Source organism: Martinezella rhizogenes, assembly GCF_027460065.1.
GTDB classification, from domain to species: domain Bacteria; phylum Pseudomonadota; class Alphaproteobacteria; order Rhizobiales; family Rhizobiaceae; genus Agrobacterium; species Agrobacterium rhizogenes_C.
On record NZ_JAPYZZ010000007.1, the window covers coordinates 261,405 to 282,229 of the forward strand.

The 20,825-nt window shown below is 59.3% G+C and carries 19 protein-coding genes and 1 tRNA gene; 4 read left to right on the plus strand and 16 right to left on the minus strand.

Annotation, left to right across the window (positions count from 1 at the left end; all coding sequences use genetic code 11):
* Positions 1–105 precede the first annotated feature (105 nt).
* Positions 106–723 (plus strand): FMN-dependent NADH-azoreductase, encoded by a 618-nt coding sequence (locus O8B93_RS13630; RefSeq protein ID WP_269710501.1) that lies wholly within the window; start codon positions 106–108, stop codon positions 721–723.
* 40 nt (positions 724–763) lie between these two features.
* On the opposite strand, the gene O8B93_RS13635 is transcribed toward O8B93_RS13630, so the two are convergent.
* From O8B93_RS13635 to ilvA, 3 genes are all read right to left on the minus strand, one after another.
* The gene (locus O8B93_RS13635) at positions 764–2,029 is read right to left on the minus strand and encodes a GGDEF domain-containing protein (protein ID WP_269710502.1); all 1,266 of its coding nucleotides are present in this window, start codon (positions 2,027–2,029) and stop codon (positions 764–766) included.
* A 217-nt stretch (positions 2,030–2,246) separates the two neighbouring features.
* Positions 2,247–2,558, minus strand: a complete 312-nt coding sequence (locus O8B93_RS13640; protein ID WP_269710503.1) for an HlyU family transcriptional regulator — start codon at positions 2,556–2,558, stop codon at positions 2,247–2,249.
* Positions 2,559–2,632: 74 nt separating this feature from the next.
* The gene (gene ilvA, locus O8B93_RS13645) at positions 2,633–3,907 is read right to left on the minus strand and encodes a threonine ammonia-lyase (protein WP_269710504.1); all 1,275 of its coding nucleotides are present in this window, start codon (positions 3,905–3,907) and stop codon (positions 2,633–2,635) included.
* An 80-nt stretch (positions 3,908–3,987) separates the two neighbouring features.
* On the opposite strand from ilvA, the gene O8B93_RS13650 reads away from it, so the two are divergent.
* The 3 genes from O8B93_RS13650 to O8B93_RS13660 all read left to right on the plus strand — a co-directional run bounded on the left by O8B93_RS13650 (position 3,988) and on the right by O8B93_RS13660 (position 7,186).
* Entirely contained in the window at positions 3,988–5,445 is a 1,458-nt protein-coding gene (locus tag O8B93_RS13650; RefSeq protein WP_269710505.1) for a TrkH family potassium uptake protein, read from the plus strand.
* Positions 5,446–5,540: 95 nt separating this feature from the next.
* Complete coding sequence (locus tag O8B93_RS13655) at positions 5,541–5,798, plus strand: heavy-metal-associated domain-containing protein (RefSeq protein ID WP_269710506.1); 258 nt, start codon at positions 5,541–5,543, stop codon at positions 5,796–5,798.
* Between the two features lie 515 nt (positions 5,799–6,313).
* Positions 6,314–7,186, plus strand: coding sequence for an IS110 family transposase (locus O8B93_RS13660; RefSeq protein ID WP_269710507.1), 873 nt, complete (start codon positions 6,314–6,316; stop codon positions 7,184–7,186).
* A 156-nt stretch (positions 7,187–7,342) separates the two neighbouring features.
* Here O8B93_RS13660 and O8B93_RS13665 read toward each other — a convergent pair whose 3' ends face one another.
* From O8B93_RS13665 to O8B93_RS13725, 13 genes are all read right to left on the minus strand, one after another.
* Positions 7,343–8,836 carry an ABC transporter substrate-binding protein gene (locus O8B93_RS13665; RefSeq protein WP_269710508.1) on the minus strand — a complete coding sequence of 498 codons (1,494 nt, stop codon included), beginning with the start codon at positions 8,834–8,836 and terminating at the stop codon, positions 7,343–7,345.
* 239 nt (positions 8,837–9,075) lie between these two features.
* The gene (locus tag O8B93_RS13670; RefSeq protein WP_269710509.1) at positions 9,076–10,086 is read right to left on the minus strand and encodes an ABC transporter ATP-binding protein; all 1,011 of its coding nucleotides are present in this window, start codon (positions 10,084–10,086) and stop codon (positions 9,076–9,078) included.
* A gap of 11 nt (positions 10,087–10,097) precedes the next feature.
* Positions 10,098–11,165 (minus strand): ABC transporter ATP-binding protein, encoded by a 1,068-nt coding sequence (locus O8B93_RS13675; RefSeq protein WP_269710510.1) that lies wholly within the window; start codon positions 11,163–11,165, stop codon positions 10,098–10,100.
* 137 nt (positions 11,166–11,302) lie between these two features.
* Positions 11,303–12,208: an ABC transporter permease gene (locus O8B93_RS13680; RefSeq protein WP_174008213.1), complete on the minus strand. Its 906-nt coding sequence runs from the start codon at positions 12,206–12,208 to the stop codon at positions 11,303–11,305.
* Positions 12,198–13,142: an ABC transporter permease gene (locus O8B93_RS13685; RefSeq protein WP_092769302.1), complete on the minus strand. Its 945-nt coding sequence runs from the start codon at positions 13,140–13,142 to the stop codon at positions 12,198–12,200. Before O8B93_RS13685 ends, O8B93_RS13680 begins: the two co-directional genes overlap by 11 nt.
* Before the next feature lie 73 nt (positions 13,143–13,215).
* Positions 13,216–13,704 carry a Cu(I)-responsive transcriptional regulator gene (gene cueR / locus O8B93_RS13690; RefSeq protein WP_010971464.1) on the minus strand — a complete coding sequence of 163 codons (489 nt, stop codon included), beginning with the start codon at positions 13,702–13,704 and terminating at the stop codon, positions 13,216–13,218.
* Positions 13,705–13,715: 11 nt separating this feature from the next.
* Positions 13,716–14,723 (minus strand): 2Fe-2S iron-sulfur cluster-binding protein, encoded by a 1,008-nt coding sequence (locus O8B93_RS13695; protein ID WP_405049062.1) that lies wholly within the window; start codon positions 14,721–14,723, stop codon positions 13,716–13,718.
* A gap of 15 nt (positions 14,724–14,738) precedes the next feature.
* On the minus strand, positions 14,739–17,243 hold the full coding sequence (locus O8B93_RS13700; protein ID WP_269710512.1) for a heavy metal translocating P-type ATPase: 2,505 nt from the start codon (positions 17,241–17,243) through the stop codon (positions 14,739–14,741).
* A gap of 186 nt (positions 17,244–17,429) precedes the next feature.
* Positions 17,430–17,515 (minus strand) — tRNA-Leu (locus tag O8B93_RS13705).
* 133 nt (positions 17,516–17,648) lie between these two features.
* Positions 17,649–18,377 carry a nuclease gene (locus O8B93_RS13710; RefSeq protein WP_269710513.1) on the minus strand — a complete coding sequence of 243 codons (729 nt, stop codon included), beginning with the start codon at positions 18,375–18,377 and terminating at the stop codon, positions 17,649–17,651.
* 85 nt (positions 18,378–18,462) lie between these two features.
* Positions 18,463–18,996: a MerR family transcriptional regulator gene (locus O8B93_RS13715; RefSeq protein ID WP_269710514.1), complete on the minus strand. Its 534-nt coding sequence runs from the start codon at positions 18,994–18,996 to the stop codon at positions 18,463–18,465.
* A gap of 275 nt (positions 18,997–19,271) precedes the next feature.
* Positions 19,272–19,610 (minus strand): integration host factor subunit alpha, encoded by a 339-nt coding sequence (locus O8B93_RS13720; protein WP_063951285.1) that lies wholly within the window; start codon positions 19,608–19,610, stop codon positions 19,272–19,274.
* A 243-nt stretch (positions 19,611–19,853) separates the two neighbouring features.
* Positions 19,854–20,825, minus strand: a complete 972-nt coding sequence (locus O8B93_RS13725; protein ID WP_269710515.1) for a beta-ketoacyl-ACP synthase III — start codon at positions 20,823–20,825, stop codon at positions 19,854–19,856.

Here is a 20,825-nt window from a genome sequence, read left to right on the forward strand (position 1 = left end):
TTTATTGATGGCAGTAATTTTTCATATAGGGGGCAAAGGAAGGGCATTCTGCTCTCCCGCCCTCCCAAGGCACCCCGTCAAACCATCGCATGCAAGGAAAAGACCATGTCCAACATTCTGCTCATCACTTCCAGCCCGCGTGGCGACGAATCGGTTTCCAACAAGTTTGCCGGTGAGCTCGCCAGCAAGCTGAAGGCCAAGTCGGCTTCCAACACCCTCGTCCACCGCGATCTCGCCGCTGACCCGATCCCGCATCTCGACACCGTCAAGACCGCCGCGATCCGCAAGGCCCCCGACCAGCGCACGGCCGAAGAATCGGTTGCCGCCGATTATTCCGACAAGCTGGTTGCAGAACTTCTGGCAGCCGACACCGTCGTCATCGGCACCGGCCTCATCAACTTCAACATCTATTCCGGCCTGAAGTCGTGGATCGACAACGTCGCCCGCGCCGGCCAGACCTTCAAATACACCGAAACCGGCCCGGTTGGCCTTGCCACCGGCAAGAAGGTTTACATCGTGCTGGCCGCTGCCGGCGTTTATTCCGAAGGCCCGGCCGTTTCGATGAACCACGCCGTTCCCTACCTCAAGACCGTTCTCGGTTTCATGGGCATGACGGATGTGGAAGTCATCTATGTCGAAGGCCTGGCATTTGGTCCGGAGGCCGTCGAAAAGGCTATTGCCGCTGCCGAAGCCAAAGTTGAAGAACTGGCGCAGGCCGCGTGAGGCACATTCAATGAAGGCCGATGCCGGCGGATCGCCGGTATCAGCCGACCCACATACCATGACGGCCGTGGACCTGGTCCCGGCCGTTATTTTTTGCCGCGTAAAGCCGCGCGTCGGCCTCCGACAGAAGCGCGCGGAAAAGCTGCCCATCCTCAAAGGCGGTAGCGACACCGATGCTGACAGTCAGCGGCGAACCATCCGGCCGTTGCAGCTCCGCAAGGACCGCCGCCCTAAGACTGGCCGAAAATGCGAGCGCCGTTTCATGCGTCATCGCCGGCAGGAGCGCCACGAATTCCTCGCCGCCGAAACGGTAGAGATGCCCCAGCGGCTGCACGGCGCGTTTCAGCACCCCGGCGAACTCTCGCAAGATCTCATCGCCCTGCAGGTGTCCGAACGTGTCGTTGACGGTCTTGAAATGATCGATATCGACGATCAGCACGCTGACCGGACGCTGCTTCTCCAGGCATTCCACGACGAGGGAGGGCGCATCGAGCTCCATGCGGGCGCGGTCCGATACGCCGGTCAGCATATCGCGTCCCGAGCGGGACAAAAGCTCCTCATAACGTTCCCGGAAGGTCAAATCGTTGAAGACATCGGCAACGCTGCGGCGTGTCAGAAAGCGGCCCTTGGCCGATGTCAGCCAGAGATAGGTGGCGAAGAGCAGCGAATAGATGCCGACTGCCACCATCTTCGCCTTCCAGCCATCATAAAAGACATCCGCAGGGGCGTTGAACAACAATCGTAGCACCCCATAAAAACCCGCCTGATCGAAGCTCAGGATAACGACGCCGCAGATCGCGAAGCGCAGCACGATATGGCGCTGCAGATAACGCCCGAGCTTCTCGTAAAACAGGATGATGGCGATGGCGTCGATATAGAGCAGGCTGGTTCCCCAGACCATCAGGATGCCCATTTCATCGAGAAAGCCGGTACTCACGGATTGGCCGGGAACGATCGCCACCGTCTGATGAAAATGAACGATCTGCGCAATGATGACGGTCAATATATTGCCGAGAAACAGCCCGTATATGGGCTGTCGCACCACGGCCGCATCCTCGCGCATATAGAGCATGAGGATCATCATCAGCTTGCCGGCAAAAAGGATCGAGGAGCCTGGCGATGCCACGCCAAAGGGCAGCTGCACGTAAAAAACGGCGGCCAGATAGGTTTCCAGGAAGTGCATGACGCCCAGCGCGGTGAGAAAAACACCGATGCCGAGAATATGCCGGTAATGAAGGAATGCCGTCATTACCGAAAAATAGACGATGGCCTCCGTCAGAAAGAGGGCCAGATTTGCCCATTGCATCGGCACACGCCCTATCGATCCATATCGCGCCGGTTGATTGACGCGACTCCTTGCCCTCTAGAGCAATTCCGGTGAACGCGGTTCACCGGAATTGCTCTAACTCTTTGTTCTGTACATTTCCGGACGCAAAACCGAGTACACTTTTGCTGGAAATGCTCTGTGAACGATAGGCCGAAGCAAAGAACGGAATCTTAATGTCCAGAGCAAGAAAACGTCATCATTTTCCTGGGAAAAGCGACGCGCCGTTCTGATCGATGATGAGTTTCGCCTTGCGGATCGTGAACTCCACCGCATCGTCCAGGCTGGAGAAGACATCGGCGCGCACGAATTCATGCACCAGCACTTCGTCACCGGCCTTTTTTTCGATACGGCCCGCCAAGCGGAACTGGCCGCCTTCCTTGATGGGCGTCGCATAGATCAGATAATCGCCATGCGCATGCGGCTCGGCCTGCGCCACCTTCTGCGGCGCATCGGAAGACGGCTGGCCGGAGCCGAAGGCCGAGAGGATTTTGGAAAAAAACGATGCCATGGCTTTCACTCCCTCAATTCGTCTAACATGCGAAGGGCGGCGTTGCCCCGCCCTTCCCCGTCGCCCTGTCCAAATCAGATGATCAGGTTCGACAGGATGTCGTTTTCGGTGATGTCTTCATAACCGAGGCCGGCCGCCTCGAAGCGCTCCAGAAGCCCTGCGAAGTTTTCCTGCGCATTGGTTTCGATGCCGATCAGGATCGAGCCAAAATTACGCGCTGATTTCTTCAGATATTCGAAACGGGCAATATCATCATCCGGGCCGAGCAAATTGAGGAAATCGCGCAGTGCGCCGGGCCGCTGCGGCAGGCGCAGGATGAAATATTTCTTCACGCCGGTGTAACGCATGGCGCGTTCCTTGACATCCGGCAGGCGCTCGAAATCGAAATTGCCACCGGAGACCACGGCGATGACCGTCTTGCCTTCCAGCCTCTCGCGGCCGAGCTTTTCAAGCGCAGCGATGGACAGGGCGCCCGCAGGCTCCAGCACCACGCCTTCAAGGTTCAGCATCTCGATGATCGTCACGCAGATCGCATTTTCCGGGATGAGCATCACCTGCTCGGCCGGGAAATCCTTCAGTGCCTTGAAGTTCAGGTCGCCGATGCGGGCAACGGCCGCGCCATCGACAAAATTGTCGACCTTGTTCAGCGTCACCGGTTCGCCCCGTTCCAGGCTCTTCTTCAGGCTCGGCGCGCCTTCCGGCTCGCAGAACACGAAGTTCTCCTTCTTCACCGTGCCGGCGAGAAAACCGGTGAGGCCAGCCGAAAGACCGCCACCACCGACCGGCATGACGACGATGTCAGGCTTCGTGCCTTCCGGCAGCTGATCCATGATCTCGGCGGCGACCGTCGCCTGGCCCTCGATGATATCCTCATGGTCAAAGGGCGGCACCATATAGCCGTCATTGTCTTCGACGTGCTGACGCGCGGCGGCATAACACTGGTCGAATATATCGCCCACCAGACGGATCTTGATGAACTCACCGCCGAAGATGCGGGTCTTGTCGATCTTCTGCTGTGGTGTCGTCACCGGCATGAAAACAACGCCGTGAACGCCAAAATGGCGGCAGGCGAAAGCAAAGCCCTGCGCATGGTTGCCGGCCGAGGCGCAGACGAAAACCTTGTCCTTGCCAGCCTTGGCCACCGCCTTGCGCAGAAAGTTGAATGCGCCTCTAATCTTGTAGGAACGAACCGGGGACAGATCCTCACGCTTCAGCCAAATCGACGCGCCATACCGACGGCTGAGATGTTCATTCAACTGCAGCGGCGTTTCGGGGAATATCTCCCGCACTTCCCGCCGCGCTGCTTCCACAAGCTGCTTGTCCACGATAGTCAATCCATTGAAATTCATAATGGCACCCGCTATGCCATAGGAAGGCGTCAGAAACAAAGATTCATTTCAGCGCGACCACGAACCCTGGGTTTCATTTCTTGAACAGCAATCTTCTGCGCTCGGTCATCTATGTGGCGTCCATCTTCGGGCTCTACCTTGCAACGGCCATGTTCCTGCCCGCGCTGACCGATCTTTATTACGGCAATGACGACTGGATGGTGTTTGCGCTTTCGGGTTTCATGTGCGGCGGCTTTGCGCTCGCCTGCGCGCTCGCCACCCGCGGCCCCATCACCTCCTTCAACAAACGTTTTGGCTTCCTGCTCGTCAACCTTCTCTGGCTGGTGTTTTCCATCGTCGGCGCGGTCCCGCTTTACCTCTCCGAGCTCGACCTGACGCCCGGTCAGGCGTTCTTCGAATCCGTTTCGGCCATCACCACGACAGGGTCGACCGCCATATCCGGGTTAGACCACGCGCCGCAGGGTATTCTCCTCTGGCGGTCGCTGCTCTGCTGGCTCGGCGGTATCGGTATCGTCGCGCTCGGTCTCTTCATCCTGCCGCTCCTGCGTGTCGGTGGCATGACCTTCTTCCGCATGGAGTCTTCCGACACCGGCAACGACCGGCCTTTCGCGCGGCTGGCGAGCTTCACCCGGGCTTTCGTGGCGATCTACATCATCATGACCATCGCCTGCACAGTGGCCTTCGATTTTGCCGGCATGTCACATTTCGATGCGCTGAACCATGCCATGTCGACAGTCGCGACCGGCGGGTTTTCCACCCACGACGCCTCTTTCGCCTATTTCAACAATACCGCCCTGCTGTGGATCGCCACCATTTTCCTGATCTTCGGCAGTCTGCCCTTCTCTGTCATGATCCTGCTTGCCGTGCGCCGCCGGCTGGAAACGCTGCGCGACCCACAGATCGCCGTCTTCCTTGGTTATCTCTGCGCGATCTCGATTGCGGTTGGCGTCTATCATCATTTCAGGAACGGCGTGCCGCTGGATGATGCGCTCAGCCATTCCTTCTTCAACATGACCTCGATCCTCTCGACCGGCGGTTTTGCCAGCGATGACTATACGCTCTGGGGTCCCTTCGTCGTTGTCGTCGCCTTTTTCGCGACCTTCATGGGCGGCTGTTCCGGCTCGACGGCGGGCGGTATCAAGGCCTATCGGTTCCTTATCATCTTCAACGTGGCGCGCGCCGGGCTGAAGAAGCTGATCTATCCGAACGCCGTCTATTCCGTGCGTTACGGCCAGCAGGTGGTCGATCCGGAAACCATCCGCACCATCTTTCTGTTCATCAGCTGCTTCATCGCATTGTGGATCGCCGGCAGCCTCGCCATGAGCCTGATGGGCTATGATTTCCTCACCGCCACTTCGGGTGTTGCAACAGCGCTTGCCAATGTCGGCCCCGGCATCGGCCCGATCATCGGGCCTGTCGGCAATTTCTCCACGATCAGCGACCCGGCGCTTTATCTGCTTTCAGTGATGATGCTGCTCGGACGTCTGGAAATCCTGACGGTTTTGGTGCTGCTGATGCCGATTTTCTGGAAGAGCTGAGATCGCTGCATCAGCGCAAATAAAGCGCTTGACCTTCCCACGTTGGAATAGTCCAGGCTCTCCCTGTTAGAATTCCAAACCATGGAGAACAGCCTATGTGCAATGGCCATCAGCACCACCACGAAGCCACCACTGCTGCCCCTGTCGGCGCAGATCTTTCCTTTCACGTTGAAGACATGACCTGCGGTCATTGCGCCGGGGTGATCAAGGGCGCGATCGAAAAGACCGTTCCCGGTGCTGCGGTGCATGCGGACCCTGCAAGCCGCACGGTTGTGGTCGGCGGCGTCTCCGACGCGGCACACATTGCTGAAATCATCACCGCTGCAGGCTATACGCCGGAAGCGCGCGCCTGATCAGAAGAGATACCGGCGGCGTTTTATCCTGTCGCCGCCGGCTCGCATGCCTGCCCCGCCTGACGCTGAACCTTGCGTAACGGCCATTGGACGACATCGAGTTTCGTCCTTCATACCTCCCGCAGCAAATGCCTCTCCCGAAGTCGGTGATGAAGAATTCATTCCTCTCGGCGTCATCCTCGGGCTCGTCCGAGGATCTAAACACGTCAGCAAAACAGGAACGTTGCAGATCCTCGGGACAAGCCCGAGGATTGTTTGTTGCTTTCCGGGTATTGTCGGTGCGGGACTGCGGGCCCTTCACAGCCCGCAGTCCCGGCGGCAGGCAACCGTCCGAGGATCGGGACAACACCCCACGTCATCAAGGTTCCCTGCCGCCTTTGCTTCACCGCTTGGAGAGTTGATTGGGCCGCTGATCGCCACGCCCGCAAACAATCCGAAGCCTGCAAAGGATAGCAGACCTATGGACTTTTTGCACACGCCACCCCCCTGCCGCCTTTGCTTCACCGCTTGGAGAGTTGATTGGGCCGCTGATCGCCACGCCCGCAAACAATCCGAAGCCTGCAAAGGATAGCAGACCTATGGACTTTTTGCACACGCCACCCCTTCGATGCCTCGGTGTCGATGTCGCCAAGGACAATCTCGTCGCCAGCGATGGCACCCGCATCCTGACCGTTGACAACAACCGCTGCGGCATCCGCGCGCTGCTCAAGACGATGCGGCCGGATTTCGTCATCTGCGAACCGACCGGAGGCTACGAGCTCATGCTGCTGGAGGAATGCCTCAAAGTGGGCATAACATGCCATCGCGCCGATGTGATGAAGCTCAAAGCCTATATCCGTTCGATGGGAACGCTTGGCAAAAGCGACGCCATCGACGCCAGACAGATGGCCGCCTATGGCTGCGAGCGTTGGGCAAGGTTGCCGTTATGGCATGCGCCGGATGCCGATGAGATGGAATTGCAGGTGCTGGTGCGGCGCAGAGCCGATCTCGTGGCGCTCAGGGTTGCCGAGCACAACCGCTCTAAAGCCCCTGGCGCAAAGGCTATCGCAGCCTCGTTCAAGGCCATGCTCGGTGCCATCCAGCGCCAGATCGACGCCCTCGATGGCCAAATCGCAGCACTCCCATCCCAGCGAAAGCGGAAACGCCAAAGGTCGACGGCGACAGCGCGGCGGAAGGCCCCAGGCCAAAACCGCATTGTTCATGCCCGCAATGTGTGCAGCACAGGGAAAGGGACAGTTCGCCCCCTTCTACAAACGCCTCATCCGAAACGGAAAACCGCCCATCGTCGCTATCGCCGCAACCATGCGAAAGATCGTCGTGACTATAAACGCAAGGCTCAGAGACGACTTGTTACAACAGAGTTGATGACGCCGGAGTGTTTGGCGTAACTCGTCATTCCAAATAGATATTGTGACCCTTGCCCAGGAGTTTAACCCTGCAGCAGCGGACCTGATCCGGCATCCAGCTACGGCGCTGCGGCACCATAACAGCCAAAACCCGGCTCTTGCGAGCCGGGCCATATTTCGTCAGCGCCGTCAGATGGCTTATTTCGTCGCCAGATCCTTGGTCATAATGAAGTAGTTGATCGGATGCGGCTTGAAGTTCTCGACCTTCTCGGAATAGGCATCGAAAGCGGTCTCATGGATGAGGTAGACGGTGACGGCTTCGTCGTAGACCCTCTTCGCTGCCTCGGCATAGATGGCGTAACGTTTGGCCGGCTCAGCCATCGTATAGGCCGATTTGATCAGCTTGTCCGTCTCCTCACTGCAATAATGCGAGATGTTGTAGCCGCCTCCGCAGGTGTAGTCGGCGTTGAGGAACCCGATCGGTTCCGCAACATCGGTGGCATAACCGCGTGACAGAAGAACCATGTCGAAATTGCCGGACAGGAGATCGGGCTCGATCGCGGTGTAGTCGGCAACACGAACATCGACCTTGATGCCGATTTCCTGCAATTGCGCCTGAATAACGGCGGCGACATCCTTGAGTTCGGTTCTTTCAGTGTAGGCCAGAAGCGTCAGCTTCAGACTGCCGGGCGCAATTCCCGCCTCTTTCAGCAGAGCCTTTGCCTTCTCCACGTCATAAGCCGGTGTGACGTCTTTCGGCGCCCAAGGCTCTCCCGGTGCGAAAGGCATCGTTGCGGGCTTTACCACGCCTTCATAGATGCTGTCGGCAATACCGGCGGTGTCGATGGCGGCCCGGATCGCCTGCCGGACCTTGATATCCTTGAACGGCGCCTTGGAATTATTGAGCAGCATCTCCGTAATCCGGGGCACGGTGATCGGCGCGACCTTGACACCCTTCGTGGCTTCTATGGTCTTTACCGCCCAGGGTGGGATCACGCGCGAAATCTGCACTTCACCGCTTCTTATCTGGGTGGCGCGCGTATCGGCATCCGGAATAAAGTTCACACGGCCGCCCGCAAGCTTCGGCATGCCGGCCCAATAGTCATGGTTCGCGGTCAGCTCCATATATTGGTTAGCATCGACCTTGGTGATCTTGAAAGGCCCGGTGCAGGTTCCAATCGGATCGACCTTGCCATCCTTATAGGCTGACGGCGCGAGGATCGAGGTTGCCGGGCTTCCCATCTGCGCTGGCAGCAGCACCGACGGCTCGATGGTCGTGATCTTCACGATATCGTCGCCGCTTGCATCGACGGCTGCGATCAGCTTCGGCGAAAAGGCACGGGCCGGAACCGGTGCCTTCAAGAGATTGGTGAGCGCGTTAACGGCTGCTGCGGCATTGAGCGGCTCGCCATTCTGGAACTTCACACCCTTGCGCAGTTTGAATTCCCAAACCTTCGGCGCGGTCTGCGTCCAGGATTCGGCAAGGCCCGGCTCCAGTTTCGTATCATAACCGACGCGGACCAGGCTTTCGAAGCAGCCTGCGCGGGAACCGAGATAGGCATCGTCGGAGGCCATTTGCCAGCCGGTCTTGACGCCCGTATAATCGTCATAGGTGATCGTTCCGGCGTTTGCCGCATGCGTTCCAAACGAGACGACAATGGCGCATGTCGCCAAAAGTGCGTGCTTCATCATAGAATATTCCCCTTTTATTTTTGATGATAACGCTCTCAATTCACATATTTCACGAATTTCCATTCAATATTTGTGATTACTCAACAGACAAAAAGAATACCCAATGGATACCTTTCGATAATCCATCTGGATATTCTTTATTTTATGTTTTCATACTCGGAATTTTATTCCGATATTAATCCACAAACACACAATTCATCTGTTTTTACCGCAACAGAAAACTGTAACTGCGCCGCCTCTCAGCCCAATTCCCGCCAGCGGTGGCAGCGCGCAAAATGCTCCCCGGAAACGCCTTCCAGAACCGGTTCCACCTCACCGCAGATCGCGGTCGCATATTTGCAGCGGGTGTGAAACTTGCAGCCACCAGGCGGATTGAGCGGGCTCGGCAGATCGCCGTCGAGAAGCATTTCCGGCGCATATAGTCCGGTCTCGTCAAGCATCGACGAGGCGATAAGAGCCTTGGTATAGGGGTGCTTTGGCGCCCGGAAAAGCTCTTCGCGATCAGCGATTTCAACGATCCGTCCGAGGTACATCACCGCGATGCGATCACAGAGATAACGCACGACGCGCAGGTCATGGGAAATCATCAAAACCGTCAGGCCGTGACGGCGCTTCATGTCCATCAGGAGGTTCAGGATCTGCGTGCGCATCGAGGCGTCGAGTGCCGATGTCGGTTCGTCACAGACAAGGAAACTCGGATTGAGAAGAAGCGCACGGCCGATGACGACGCGCTGCAACTGGCCGCCGGAACACTGGCTCGGATACCGATCATAGAAGGAACCGTCCAGACCGACTTCCTCCAGCATGCGTAATACACGCGCCGTGCGTTCCTCGCGGGTGCCGATGCCATGCTGGGCAAGCGGCGCTTCCATGCTCTGGCCAATGCGCATACGCGGATCGAGCGCGGAATAGGGATCCTGAAACACCAGTTGCACGACCCGGCGCACGCGCCGGAGCGCTTCGCCCTGCATATGCAATATGTCGTGATCTCCGATGCTGACCTCACCCCGCGTCGCGTGTGTCAGGCGCGTCATCAACCCGGCAACGGTGCTTTTGCCGCATCCGGATTCACCGACAAGGCCCAGCACCTCCCCCTCGCCGATCGTCAGGGAAACATCGTCGACGGATTTCACCACACGGTGACCGAGGCCCGATATGGGATAATATTTACAGAGGTTCTTCGCGACCACATAGGGCCGGCTGCCGTTATCCGCTGATGGCGGCATCTGTGTCATAGGTTTGGACAACATCATCGCCTCCTTCAACAAACCGCATGGCTGGAATGGTCGTGATCGGCATGGTCGTCGCCGACTGCCCAGCACCGCGCCTTGCGCCCTTCAGGCAAGGCGTTCAAATCCGGTTCCGTCGCCATGCAGCGGCCTCCCATGCCTGCCGACTTGGCGAGCGCGCAACGCGGATGAAACCGGCAGCCGCAGGACATGTCATGGGCCTGTGCGCTTGAGCCGGGGATCGTCAGCAACTGTCCCTCGCTGTCAGTGGTCAGCAGGGAACAACTGATGAGCGCCTTGGTATATGGGTGCTGCGGCGCCTTGAGGATTGCCTGCGTTGGCCCCTCCTCGACGATGCGGCCGGCATACATGACCGCGATCCGGTCCGCGAAAGCGGCGACGACCGAGAGATCGTGGGTGATGAGCAGCGTTGCCAGCCGGCGCTTGCGGCGTTCATCATCCAGCAGGCGCAGGATTTGTGCCTGGACGGTGACATCAAGCGCCGTCGTCGGCTCATCGGCGATCAGCAGCTGCGGATTGCCCGACAATGCTGCGGCAATCATCACACGTTGCGCCATGCCGCCGGAAAGCTCATGAGCGAAACATTGCGCCCGCGCCGAGGGGTCGGGAATGCCGACATCGGACAGGAGACCGACAACCCGGTTCAGCGCAGCACTTCGGCTCATCTTGCGATGAATCCAGAGCGGCTCGGCAACTTGCGTCCTGACCCGGCTGGTCGGGTCCAGCATGGCCTGCGGCTGCTGGAACAGCATGCTGATATCGGCACCACGCAGCGCATCGAGTTCGGAGGATGAAAGAGCGAGAATGTCGCGCCCGGCAAAGGAAATGCGGCCGGAATTGATTTCCACGCCCTGCGGCAGAAGCCGCATCAGCGACAGAGCCGTCATGCTCTTTCCCGATCCGGATTCGCCGACAAGAGCGACGACTTCACCGGCATTGACGGAAAGCGTCAGGCCCGAAATAACAAACTTGCGGCCATTTGGCGTCGGCACCGAAACGTGCAGATCCTCGATTTCCAGAAGCGGTGCGCGCTCGGGAGACAGGGCCGTGTTGGCAAGCGTTTGCCCTTCGATATTCATAAGAGTTCCCCTTATTTTTATTGAATCGGAGGCATTTGCGTATTCATGCGGCTTCAGACGATATTACTCTCCTTCCGGCCCTGCGGCCTTATCTATGTTTGACATTAGTCAAATCTGTTTTTGCCTGTTTGCAGGCGTCAATGATTGTTCGTTTTCTTCGTTTCCAGGTTGAGGCCATGGCCGATCCACGTCACGCTGAGCGCCGACAGGAAGATCGCGAGACCCGGTGCGATGACGAGAATTGGCATGCGCTCGGCATAGGCCTGTGCATCTGACAACATCAGCGCCCAGTCGGCGGCCGGCGGCTGCACGCCGAGCCCCAGGAATGACAAACCGCCTACTGTGATCAGCTTGTGGCCAAAGCGCAGGAACGCCACGGCCGCGATCGGCCAGATCGTATTGGGAATGATATGCCGGAAGATGATGAAGCGCCGCGTGCAGCCCAGCACCTCGGCGGCGCGGATATATTCGCGGGAATTGATCGACAGCGTCAGTCCCCGCGCCAACCGCGCAAAAGGCGTCCAGCCGACGATCGTCAGCGACGCGATCAGCGTTCCGTATCCGGGGCCGAAGATGGCGACGAGGAAAATCGCGATGACCACATCGGGTATGGCGATAAGCAGATCGACCACGCGCATCAGCACCTCATCGAGGATACCGCGGCTGCGGCCACTGATGATGCCGATAAAGGTGCCGATGGAGACCGACAGAATGACGGTGATGGCGGCAATCGTGACCGTGAAGCGGCCGCCGATCAAGAGCCGGCTCAGGACATCGCGACCGAGATGATCCGTTCCGAGCCAATAGGTGGCGCTCGGCGCATTCAGCCTGAGGCGAAGGTTCTGCTGTGCCGGATTATAGGGCGAAATCCACGGCGCGATCACCAGGAGCAGAATGATGGCGAGAAAAATTGCCGATCCCGCATAGAAGGTCCAGTGCCGCCGGCGGATGAAATCCGTGAAGCGGGAGAGTGTCGAGGGGCGCGTGGGCAAGGTCATCGGCATGGCGGCGGCAGGCGCGCTCGGGAAAAGACTAGTGGTCATGTTGACCTCGCATGGCTGGATTGATCAGGACATAGAAGCTGTCGGCCAGAGTATTGACCAGGATGGACAGGGCCACGATGCAGATGAAACCGCCCTGCAGCATCGGGATGTCGCGATTGATCACGGCGTCATAGAGAAGCCGGCCCATGCCGGGAATGGCGAAGATCACTTCCACCACCACCGATCCGCCAAGCAGGCCGGCAAGCCACAGGGCAAAGAAGGTGACCACCGGCAGCGAGCCGTTACGAATGCCGTGGCGCATGACCGTGCCATGCATGCCGAGGCCGCGGCTGCGTGCCGCCGTGATATAGGGCGCGCGCAAGACCTCGGCCATGGCGGCACGGGTGACCTGGGTGAAATAGGCGAGCGGCCGCAATGTCAGGGTCAGTGCAGGCAGCACCAGCGAACGCCAGCTGTCCCATCCGGCCGAGGGCAACCAGCCGAGATAAAGCGCAAAGACCAGCGCCGACATGGGTGCAAACCAGTATTCCGGTGTCGCGACGAAGGTCTGGATCATCAGCGTCGCGAAATTGTCGAGCCGTCCGCCCGGACGCATGGCCGCCAGCGTGCCGAGCGGCAGCGCCACGGCGACCGCGACGGCCAATGCCGTCAGCGCCAGCGTTACCGATACGCCGAGAGAGCGCAAAAGCTCGTTGGCGACGGGCTGGCTGCTGGTGAAGGAAAAACCGAGATCACCGCGCAGTGCATTCCACAGCCATGTGAAATATTGCACGTAAAGCGGCCGGTCGAGCCCGAGACTGACCCTCAACGCCTCCACCGCATGCGGATCGAGCGCGGTATCGCGCATGCGCGAAAACAGGATCGTGCGTGCCGGATCCCCACCCGTCATATAGGGCAACAGAAACGCGATGACGGAAACAATGGCCAGCATCAGGCACAGAATAAAGAAGCGCTGTATTATCTGGATCCACATGGCCTGCTCTCCTTCATCAAGATTGGCAGTTTACACTGCATTCGATGCCCGCTCCCAAAAGGGAACCGGCGGCTTATTTCGCCTGGCGCTGTAAATCCATCGCCGGGCCTGATGTCCCCTTCAGCATGCCGGTGCGTTTGGGCACGACGGCAACCGCCGAAAATTCGAGGTCTTCCGCATGGGCAAGGTCATGAATGATCGGGCATTCCGGCTCACCATTGTCAGGGCAATAGGTCGCGAGGTTGCGGAGCGTATCGGCCATTTCCCGCAGCGTATCCATCTTCGCTTCCAGGTCGATGACATGTTCCATGACGATGCGTTTGACATCGCAGGAGGCACCGCCCGGATCGCGCCAGAGGGTCATGAGCTGCCTGATCTTTTCGATGGAAAAACCAAGATCGCGTCCGCGCCGGATGAAGCGCAGCGTTTCCAGATCATTGGCCGTATAGACCCTGTAGCCGGAATCCGTGCGGTTTGCCGATTTGATCAGGCCGATCATCTCGTAGTGCCTGATCATCTTTGCAGAAACACCGGAGGCGGTGGCGGCTGTGCCAATGTTCATCGATCCTGCTCCTATCTTTCCGGGGTGAAAAATACATCCGCATGAATGTCGGCCGTCCGCATGCCGCGCGCCAGCAGCTGCGGCACCGTTGCCTCGATCATGGCCGGCGGGCCGGCAATATAGGCTTTCCAGCCATCGAGATCGTCGAAATCATCCGCCACGGCGGCGCCGACATAACCGCGACGGATATTCGTATGGTCTTCATTCGACAAAACCGGAACGAAGCTCAGATTGCCGTGCCGGGTGGCGAGATCCTGAAAACGGTCGAGCATATAAAGGTCACGCTCGGCGCGGGCGCCGAAATAAACGTGAACGGGGCGTTCACGGCCGGTTGCGAGCGCCGCCTCGACCACGGCCTTCACGGGGGCAAGCCCCGAGCCGCCGGCAATACCGAGGATCGGCCCGCAATGTTTTTCCCGCAGGAAGGAGGAGCCGAAAGGCCCCACGATCGTGACGGGATCACCCGCCCTGGCGAGCGAGAAGATGCGACCGCTCGTCATGCCGCCGGGAACATGCCGGATGTGAAATTCAATCAGCTCCTCGTCCACCCTGCTCGCGATCGAATAATCGCGCGGCGAACAGTCCGGATAAAGCAGGCGCACATATTGCCCGGGTTTGAAGGTGAACTGCGCGCGATCCTCAAGCCTGACGCGGATGAGCTTGATATCATGGGTCGCATCCACCGCTTCCTCAACCACCCCCTCGAAACGGCCGGTCGGGATATCGGCAAATTCATCCTCACCGTCGAGCCAGCCGATCGTCACGTCGCTCGCGGGCACAGCGCGGCAGGCAAGTGTGAGGCCTTCAGCCTTTTCCTCTTCGGTCAATGAGAACGGCGTATGCTTGAGGAGATCGATCTCACCGGAGATGAGGTGCGATTTGCAGGCGCCGCAGCGGCCCATGCGACAGCCATGCGGATAGGCAATGCCGGCGGCGAGCGCGGCCTGAAGCACGGTCTCACCGTCAGCCGCCACGATGCTGCGGCCGATCTGCGGCAGATAGATTGTGTTGCCAGGCATCACCACATCCGCCTCCTATTCCGCCGCTGCGAGCTGCAGGTCGGACGATCTGTCCACCAGCGGCGCACGGAAGCTTTTCAGACGCAGCGCATTCGTCAATACGAAGACGCTGGAAAGCGCCATGGCTCCGGCAGCAAGGACTGGCGACAGCAGAACGCCGTTGACAGGATACAATATGCCGGCCGCCACGGGAACAAGCGCGGCATTGTAAGCGAAGGCCCAGAAGAGATTCTGGCCGATGTTGCGGATCGTCGCCTTGGAGAGAGCAATCGCGTTGGCAACACCGCGCAGATCACCGGACATCAGCACCACGTCGGCACTTTCAATCGCAACATCCGTGCCCGTGCCGATGGCAAGCCCGACATCGGCTGCGGCAAGCGCCGGCGCATCATTGATGCCGTCCCCGACAAAGGCGACCCGTCGTCCGCCGGCGGCAAGCCTCTTGACCGCCTCCACCTTGCCATCGGGCAACACTTCCGCCACCACCTCGTCAATACCGAGGCGACGGGCAATGGCTTCCGCCGTGCGGCGATTATCACCCGTGATCATCGTGACCTTCAGGCCCAGCGCATGCAGCGCCGCGATCGCCTCCGGTGTCGTCTGCTTGATGGGATCAGCGACGGCGATGATCGCGGCCAGCCGGCCATCGACGGCGGCATAAAGCGGCGACTGCCCTTCCCTGCCCATCCGCTCGGCATCAGCGGCAAAGGCCCCGACATCATAACCGAGCTTCACCATGAACCGGTCAGCACCCGCCTCTACCCGGTGGCCATCAACCGTCGCCGCGACACCGAAGCCGGGGGTCGCTTCGAACGATTCGGCCTCGGCAAGCGTCAGGCCACCATGTTTTGCAGCCTCGACGATCGCCTCGGCAATCGGATGTTCAGACCGGTTCTCGAGCGAGGCGACGAGGCGCAGGACCTCATCCGCATCGAAGCCCTGGGTCGTGTTGAAATGCGCCAGTTTCGGCTTGCCGAGCGTCAGCGTACCGGTCTTGTCGACCGCGATGACATCGGCGTCGCGCAGCGTTTGGAGCGCGTCACCGCGGCGGAACAGCACGCCCATTTCGGCGGCGCGACCGGTGCCGACCATGATCGACGTCGGCGTGGCAAGGCCCATGGCGCAGGGACAGGCGATGATGAGAACCGCAACCGCGTTGACGAGCGCGAAGGTCAAGGCCGGATCGGGCCCAAAGATGAACCAGACGGCGAAGGTGACAAGTGCCGCCAGCATGACGGCCGGCACGAACCAGTTGGTAACCTTGTCCACCAGCGCCTGAATGGGCAGCTTGTCAGCCTGCGCCTCCTCCACCATGCGGATGATCTGCGCGATCAGCGTATCACTGCCAACCTTGGTTGCGCGGAAGGTGAAGGAGCCATTGCGGTTCACCGTGCCGCCGACGACCTCGGAACCCTCCGTCTTGGTAACCGGGACTGGCTCGCCCGTGATCATCGATTCATCGACATAAGAAGAGCCGCTGAGAACCAGACCATCGACCGGCACTTTCTCGCCCGGGCGAACGACGATCACATCGCCCGTTCGCACATCCTGCAACGGTACATCGATGGTTTCCCCATCGCGCAGCACGCGGGCCGACTTGGCCTGCAGGCCGACGAGCCGCTTTATCGCCTCGCTGGTGCGGCCCTTGGCGCGCGCTTCGAGAAAACGGCCAAGCAGGATCAACGTGACGATAACAGCGGCGGCCTCATAATAGACATTGGCCGTGCCGCGCGGCAGGATTTCAGGCAGGAAGGTCGCAACCACCGAAAATCCCCAGGCGGCGGCAGTGCCCAACACCACAAGCGAATTCATGTCCGGCGCGAGCCGCAGAAGCGCGGGAATGCCCTTTTTGAAGAAACGCAGGCCCGGCCCGAACAGGACCAGCGTGGTCAGCACGAATTGCAGATACCAGCTTTCCCGCATGCCGACCGTTTCCATGACGAAATCATGGATGGCGGGCACCAGATGCGAACCCATTTCCAGCACGAAAACCGGCAATGTCAGGACAACGGCCACGGCAAGGCTGATTTTCAGGCTGCGCATTTCCGCTGCGCGCCTGTCCTGTTCCGCATCGCCGGCTTTGTCGGCGACGATCTCTTTCGCCTGGTAGCCCGCCCGCTTGATCGCCTCCGCCAGGGTGGCGGCGGAAGCGGCATTGCCCGCCACACGAATGGTGGCGCGCTCGGTCGCGAGATTGACGCTTGCATCGGAAACGCCGGAAACAGCCTTCAGCGCCTTTTCGACGCGCCCGACGCAGGAGGCGCAGGTCATGCCTTCAATATCGAGTTCGACGGTTTTTTCTTCGACGCCATAACCCGCATGCCGGACAGCGGCAATCACGGCGGGCACATCGGGCGGCCCGGAAAAGGAGATATCGGCGCGTTCCGTCGCAAGATTGACCGAGGCCTTCAAGACGCCCGGTACCTTGGCAATCGCCTTCTCCACACGACCCACACAGGAGGCGCATGTCATGCCGTCGATCGCAATCTGATGACTCGCCCGGATCTCCATTTGTGACATGCGTATGACCCCTCTTTTCTTTATATTGAAAAAGATAGGGCTTCCCATCGTGGCAAGGTCAATAGGTTCTTTTGGGTGATTTTCAGAGAAAAATGCTAATTACTTTAGCAGGCTTATTTTTTAAGCGCGCCAAATAGGAATGAGGGCAATCTGCGATGAACGGCGCACATCGTCTGTAAAGTAAGGTGGTGCGGACGGCGGGACTTGAACCCGCAAGACCAATGGTCGGCAGATTTTAAGTCTGCTGCGTCTACCGATTTCGCCACGTCCGCATCGCTGCGCCCCAAGGTGTCTAAAACAAGGGCGCTACGAAATTATCTCACTCGGTAAAAGGGCCAGCGCGCCCACTCCCGAATGTGATGCTGCCCCATCTACACAGGCACGCGTGCTGCGGTCAACGGGGCCTCAGCCACACCAGGACTGATTTTTTGCCGAGACCGGATGCGCCAGCCCCTCCCGCACGAGTTGATCGGCAAAGGAAACACCCGACCGTGAAAGCCGTTTGCGTTCCGGGGCTTGCCCGCCTGCATCGCCAGAGGACGACACGTCGAAAGTGCCGGCATTCAGCATGTCGCGAAGCCTGACCTTTGCAATGAAACCACGCTGGCGCTCTTCCATGCAGCGAGCGCGGTCGATCTGCGGAACATCGATGCCGGCGAGCTGCATCTTCACGCCCTTCATCCAGAACGTATTGCCATCGGCGACGCAATTATTAAGACCGGAGCGGCCGCAGAAGGCAAAGGCGCCGCTTTTTTCGCCGAGCGAGATTTTTTCGACCGAGGGCCGCGTTTCCGGCAGGATAGCAGCAACCTGGCTTGGCGGTGCGACGGATGGCATGGCGATCGGACGCGGCGGCACTGGGCCGCTACCCGGCAGAACGGGCGATGCGGGGCGAATGGATGCGACTTTTTCCGTTGCGACGGTATCGCGTTTGGCGGCCGTCGCGACTTTCGGGGAATTTGTGGCTGGCGATGTGGTCTTAGCAGCATGCCGCTGCGGCAGAAGGCTGTCGCGATGTTCGTAAACCTGAATGCCGCCGGCAATGACGCCGAGCATCAGCACCCAGGGCCAAACGCTGCCGCCGCTCGATTTCTTCGCCGTGCGGCGTCGCGCTGTCGATTTTCGGTTGCTCACGATCGGACTCCTTTCAACGGAGCCGCATTATCGGCCAAAGGAGTTTCCGAAAGGTTGGCATTGCAAAACAGCTGTGGATAAACCGTCAGCGAACCTGATCGAGCAGGCGCTTGCATTCGAGCAGGTCGAAAAGGGCTTCCTGCAACAGCGCCTGATCATCCTTGCCGATGCTCGATTTGCCGACCGATATTTCGGCATCGCTGTTGCCGCCGCCGAAACCGAAAAAACGGCCGCTCGGCTTGGCCTTCGGACGGCCGACGACCTCGTCCCCATCCGGATCGACGACGCGGGGTTCGGCGACTTCCTTTTCACCGCTCGCCGCCATGATGGCTTCCATGGTTGCCAGATCGCCGGAAGCGATTGCCGCCACGAAACGGTTGCCATTGGTTTTCAGAAGCTTCTGCACACCCTTGATGGTGTAGCCATGGTCATAAAGAAGGTGACGGATACCCTTCAGAAGGTCGATATCGTCAGGGCGATAATAACGGCGGCCCCCACCCCGTTTCATCGGCTTGATCTGCGGAAAGCGCGTTTCCCAGAAACGCAGCACATGCTGCGGCAGGTTCAGCTCATCCGCCACTTCACTGATCGTCCGAAACGCGTCGGGGCTTTTGTCCAAATTTCCACTCCCATCCGAACTGAGGCGCCATGCATCCGGCCGGACACTGAACGAGAACGCTTTACACTCACCGGTCAAAATGCCGCGCAAAAGTCAGTCAGACTCTCGCACCGGCAGCCTTGCCGCGAGATACAAATCACTAAAATTGATTATGATGTGAGTCGACCGGATTTCAACGGCTTGCACGTTGAAATTCAAGTATGTTCACAGGAAGAATGGGGAAAAAGGCTTGCGATACGGCAAAAAGCACGTGTCGCGGCGGTTTCCGGTCGGGCTTATGCCCCGGTCTTCTGGCCCTTCTGCTTGGCCTTGCGGGCCGTATGAGCCTTGAGAATGCGCTGTTTCAGCACGTTCGAGGCCTTGAAGGTCATGACACGGCGCGGCGAAATCGGAACTTCCTCACCCGTCTTCGGGTTGCGGCCTATACGCTCGTTCTTTTCCCGGATCTGAAAAGTAGCGAAGGACGACAGCTTGACGACCTCCCCGCGGGTGATCGCGTTGCAAATCTCGTCGATGATCGTCTCGACCAGTTCGGCGGATTCGGTGCGGGACAGCCCGACTTTACGAAACACAGATTCTGCAAGATCTGCGCGTGTCACTGTCTTCCCGGCCATTTTTCCCCACAAACCGTGTCTGAATTTTTCTCTAGGAGCCGCCGAGATTATTTCCCTTGTGGCGACCGGTCAAGGGATTGTTCCAGATTCATTTGAGGCTTTCGGCAATCAGTGCAAGGGCTTAGAGCAGCCGGTACGGTTTTGCCACAGGCTGGTGCCGCTTGGGCACATCTGACCGGAGCGGGAGCGCGAAAAACACAACCGATTTCGCGCCTGCGCCCCGTCAGAGACGGGAATGGGCCGTTACCAGCGCAGCAGCACCGCCCCCCAGGTGAAACCGCCGCCCATGGCCTCCAGCATCACCAGATCGCCTTTCTTGATGCGTCCGTCGCCGGCCGCGACGGCGAGCGCCAGCGGAATGGAGGCGGCCGAAGTATTGCCGTGCTTGTCGACGGTGATGACGACCTTTTCCGGATCGATGTTGAGCTTCTTAGCCGATCCGTCGATGATGCGCTTGTTGGCCTGGTGCGGAACGAGCCAGTCAAGATCATCGGATGTGGTGCCCGTCGCCTCGAAGGCCTGTTCGATGACGTCGGTGATCATGCCGACGGCATGCTTGAACACTTCCCGGCCTTCCATGCGCAGATGGCCAACCGTGCCCGTCGTGGACGGTCCACCGTCGACATAAAGCTTTTCCTTATGCGAACCATCGGAACGTAGCTGCGCGGTCAGAATGCCGCGATCGCCAGAGGTGCCCTCGCCTTCGCCGGCTTCCAGAACCAGTGCGCCGGCGCCGTCGCCGAACAGAACGCAAGTGGTGCGGTCCTTCCAGTCGAGGATGCGCGAGAAGGTTTCGGAACCGATCACCAGAACGCGCTTGGCCATGCCGCCGCGAATATAAAGATCGGCGGTCGATACGGCATAAACGAAACCGGAGCAGACGGCCTGCATGTCGAAGGCGAAACCATGGGTCATGCCAAGACGGTTCTGGATGTTCACCGCCGTTGCCGGAAAGGTGTTATCCGGGGTCGAGGTAGCCAGAATGATGAGGTCGATATCGTCGGGCGTGAGGCCTGCATTGTCGAGCGCTGCACGCGCCGCCGCCTCGCCGAGAGACGCGGTGGTTTCACCTTCGCCGGCGATATAGCGCTGCCTGATGCCGGTGCGCTGCACGATCCATTCGTCAGAGGTCTCGACAACCCCTTCGATTTCGCTGTTGGTCATGACACGCTTCGGAAGCGCTGCCCCGAAACCACGGACTATAGAGCGGATCAT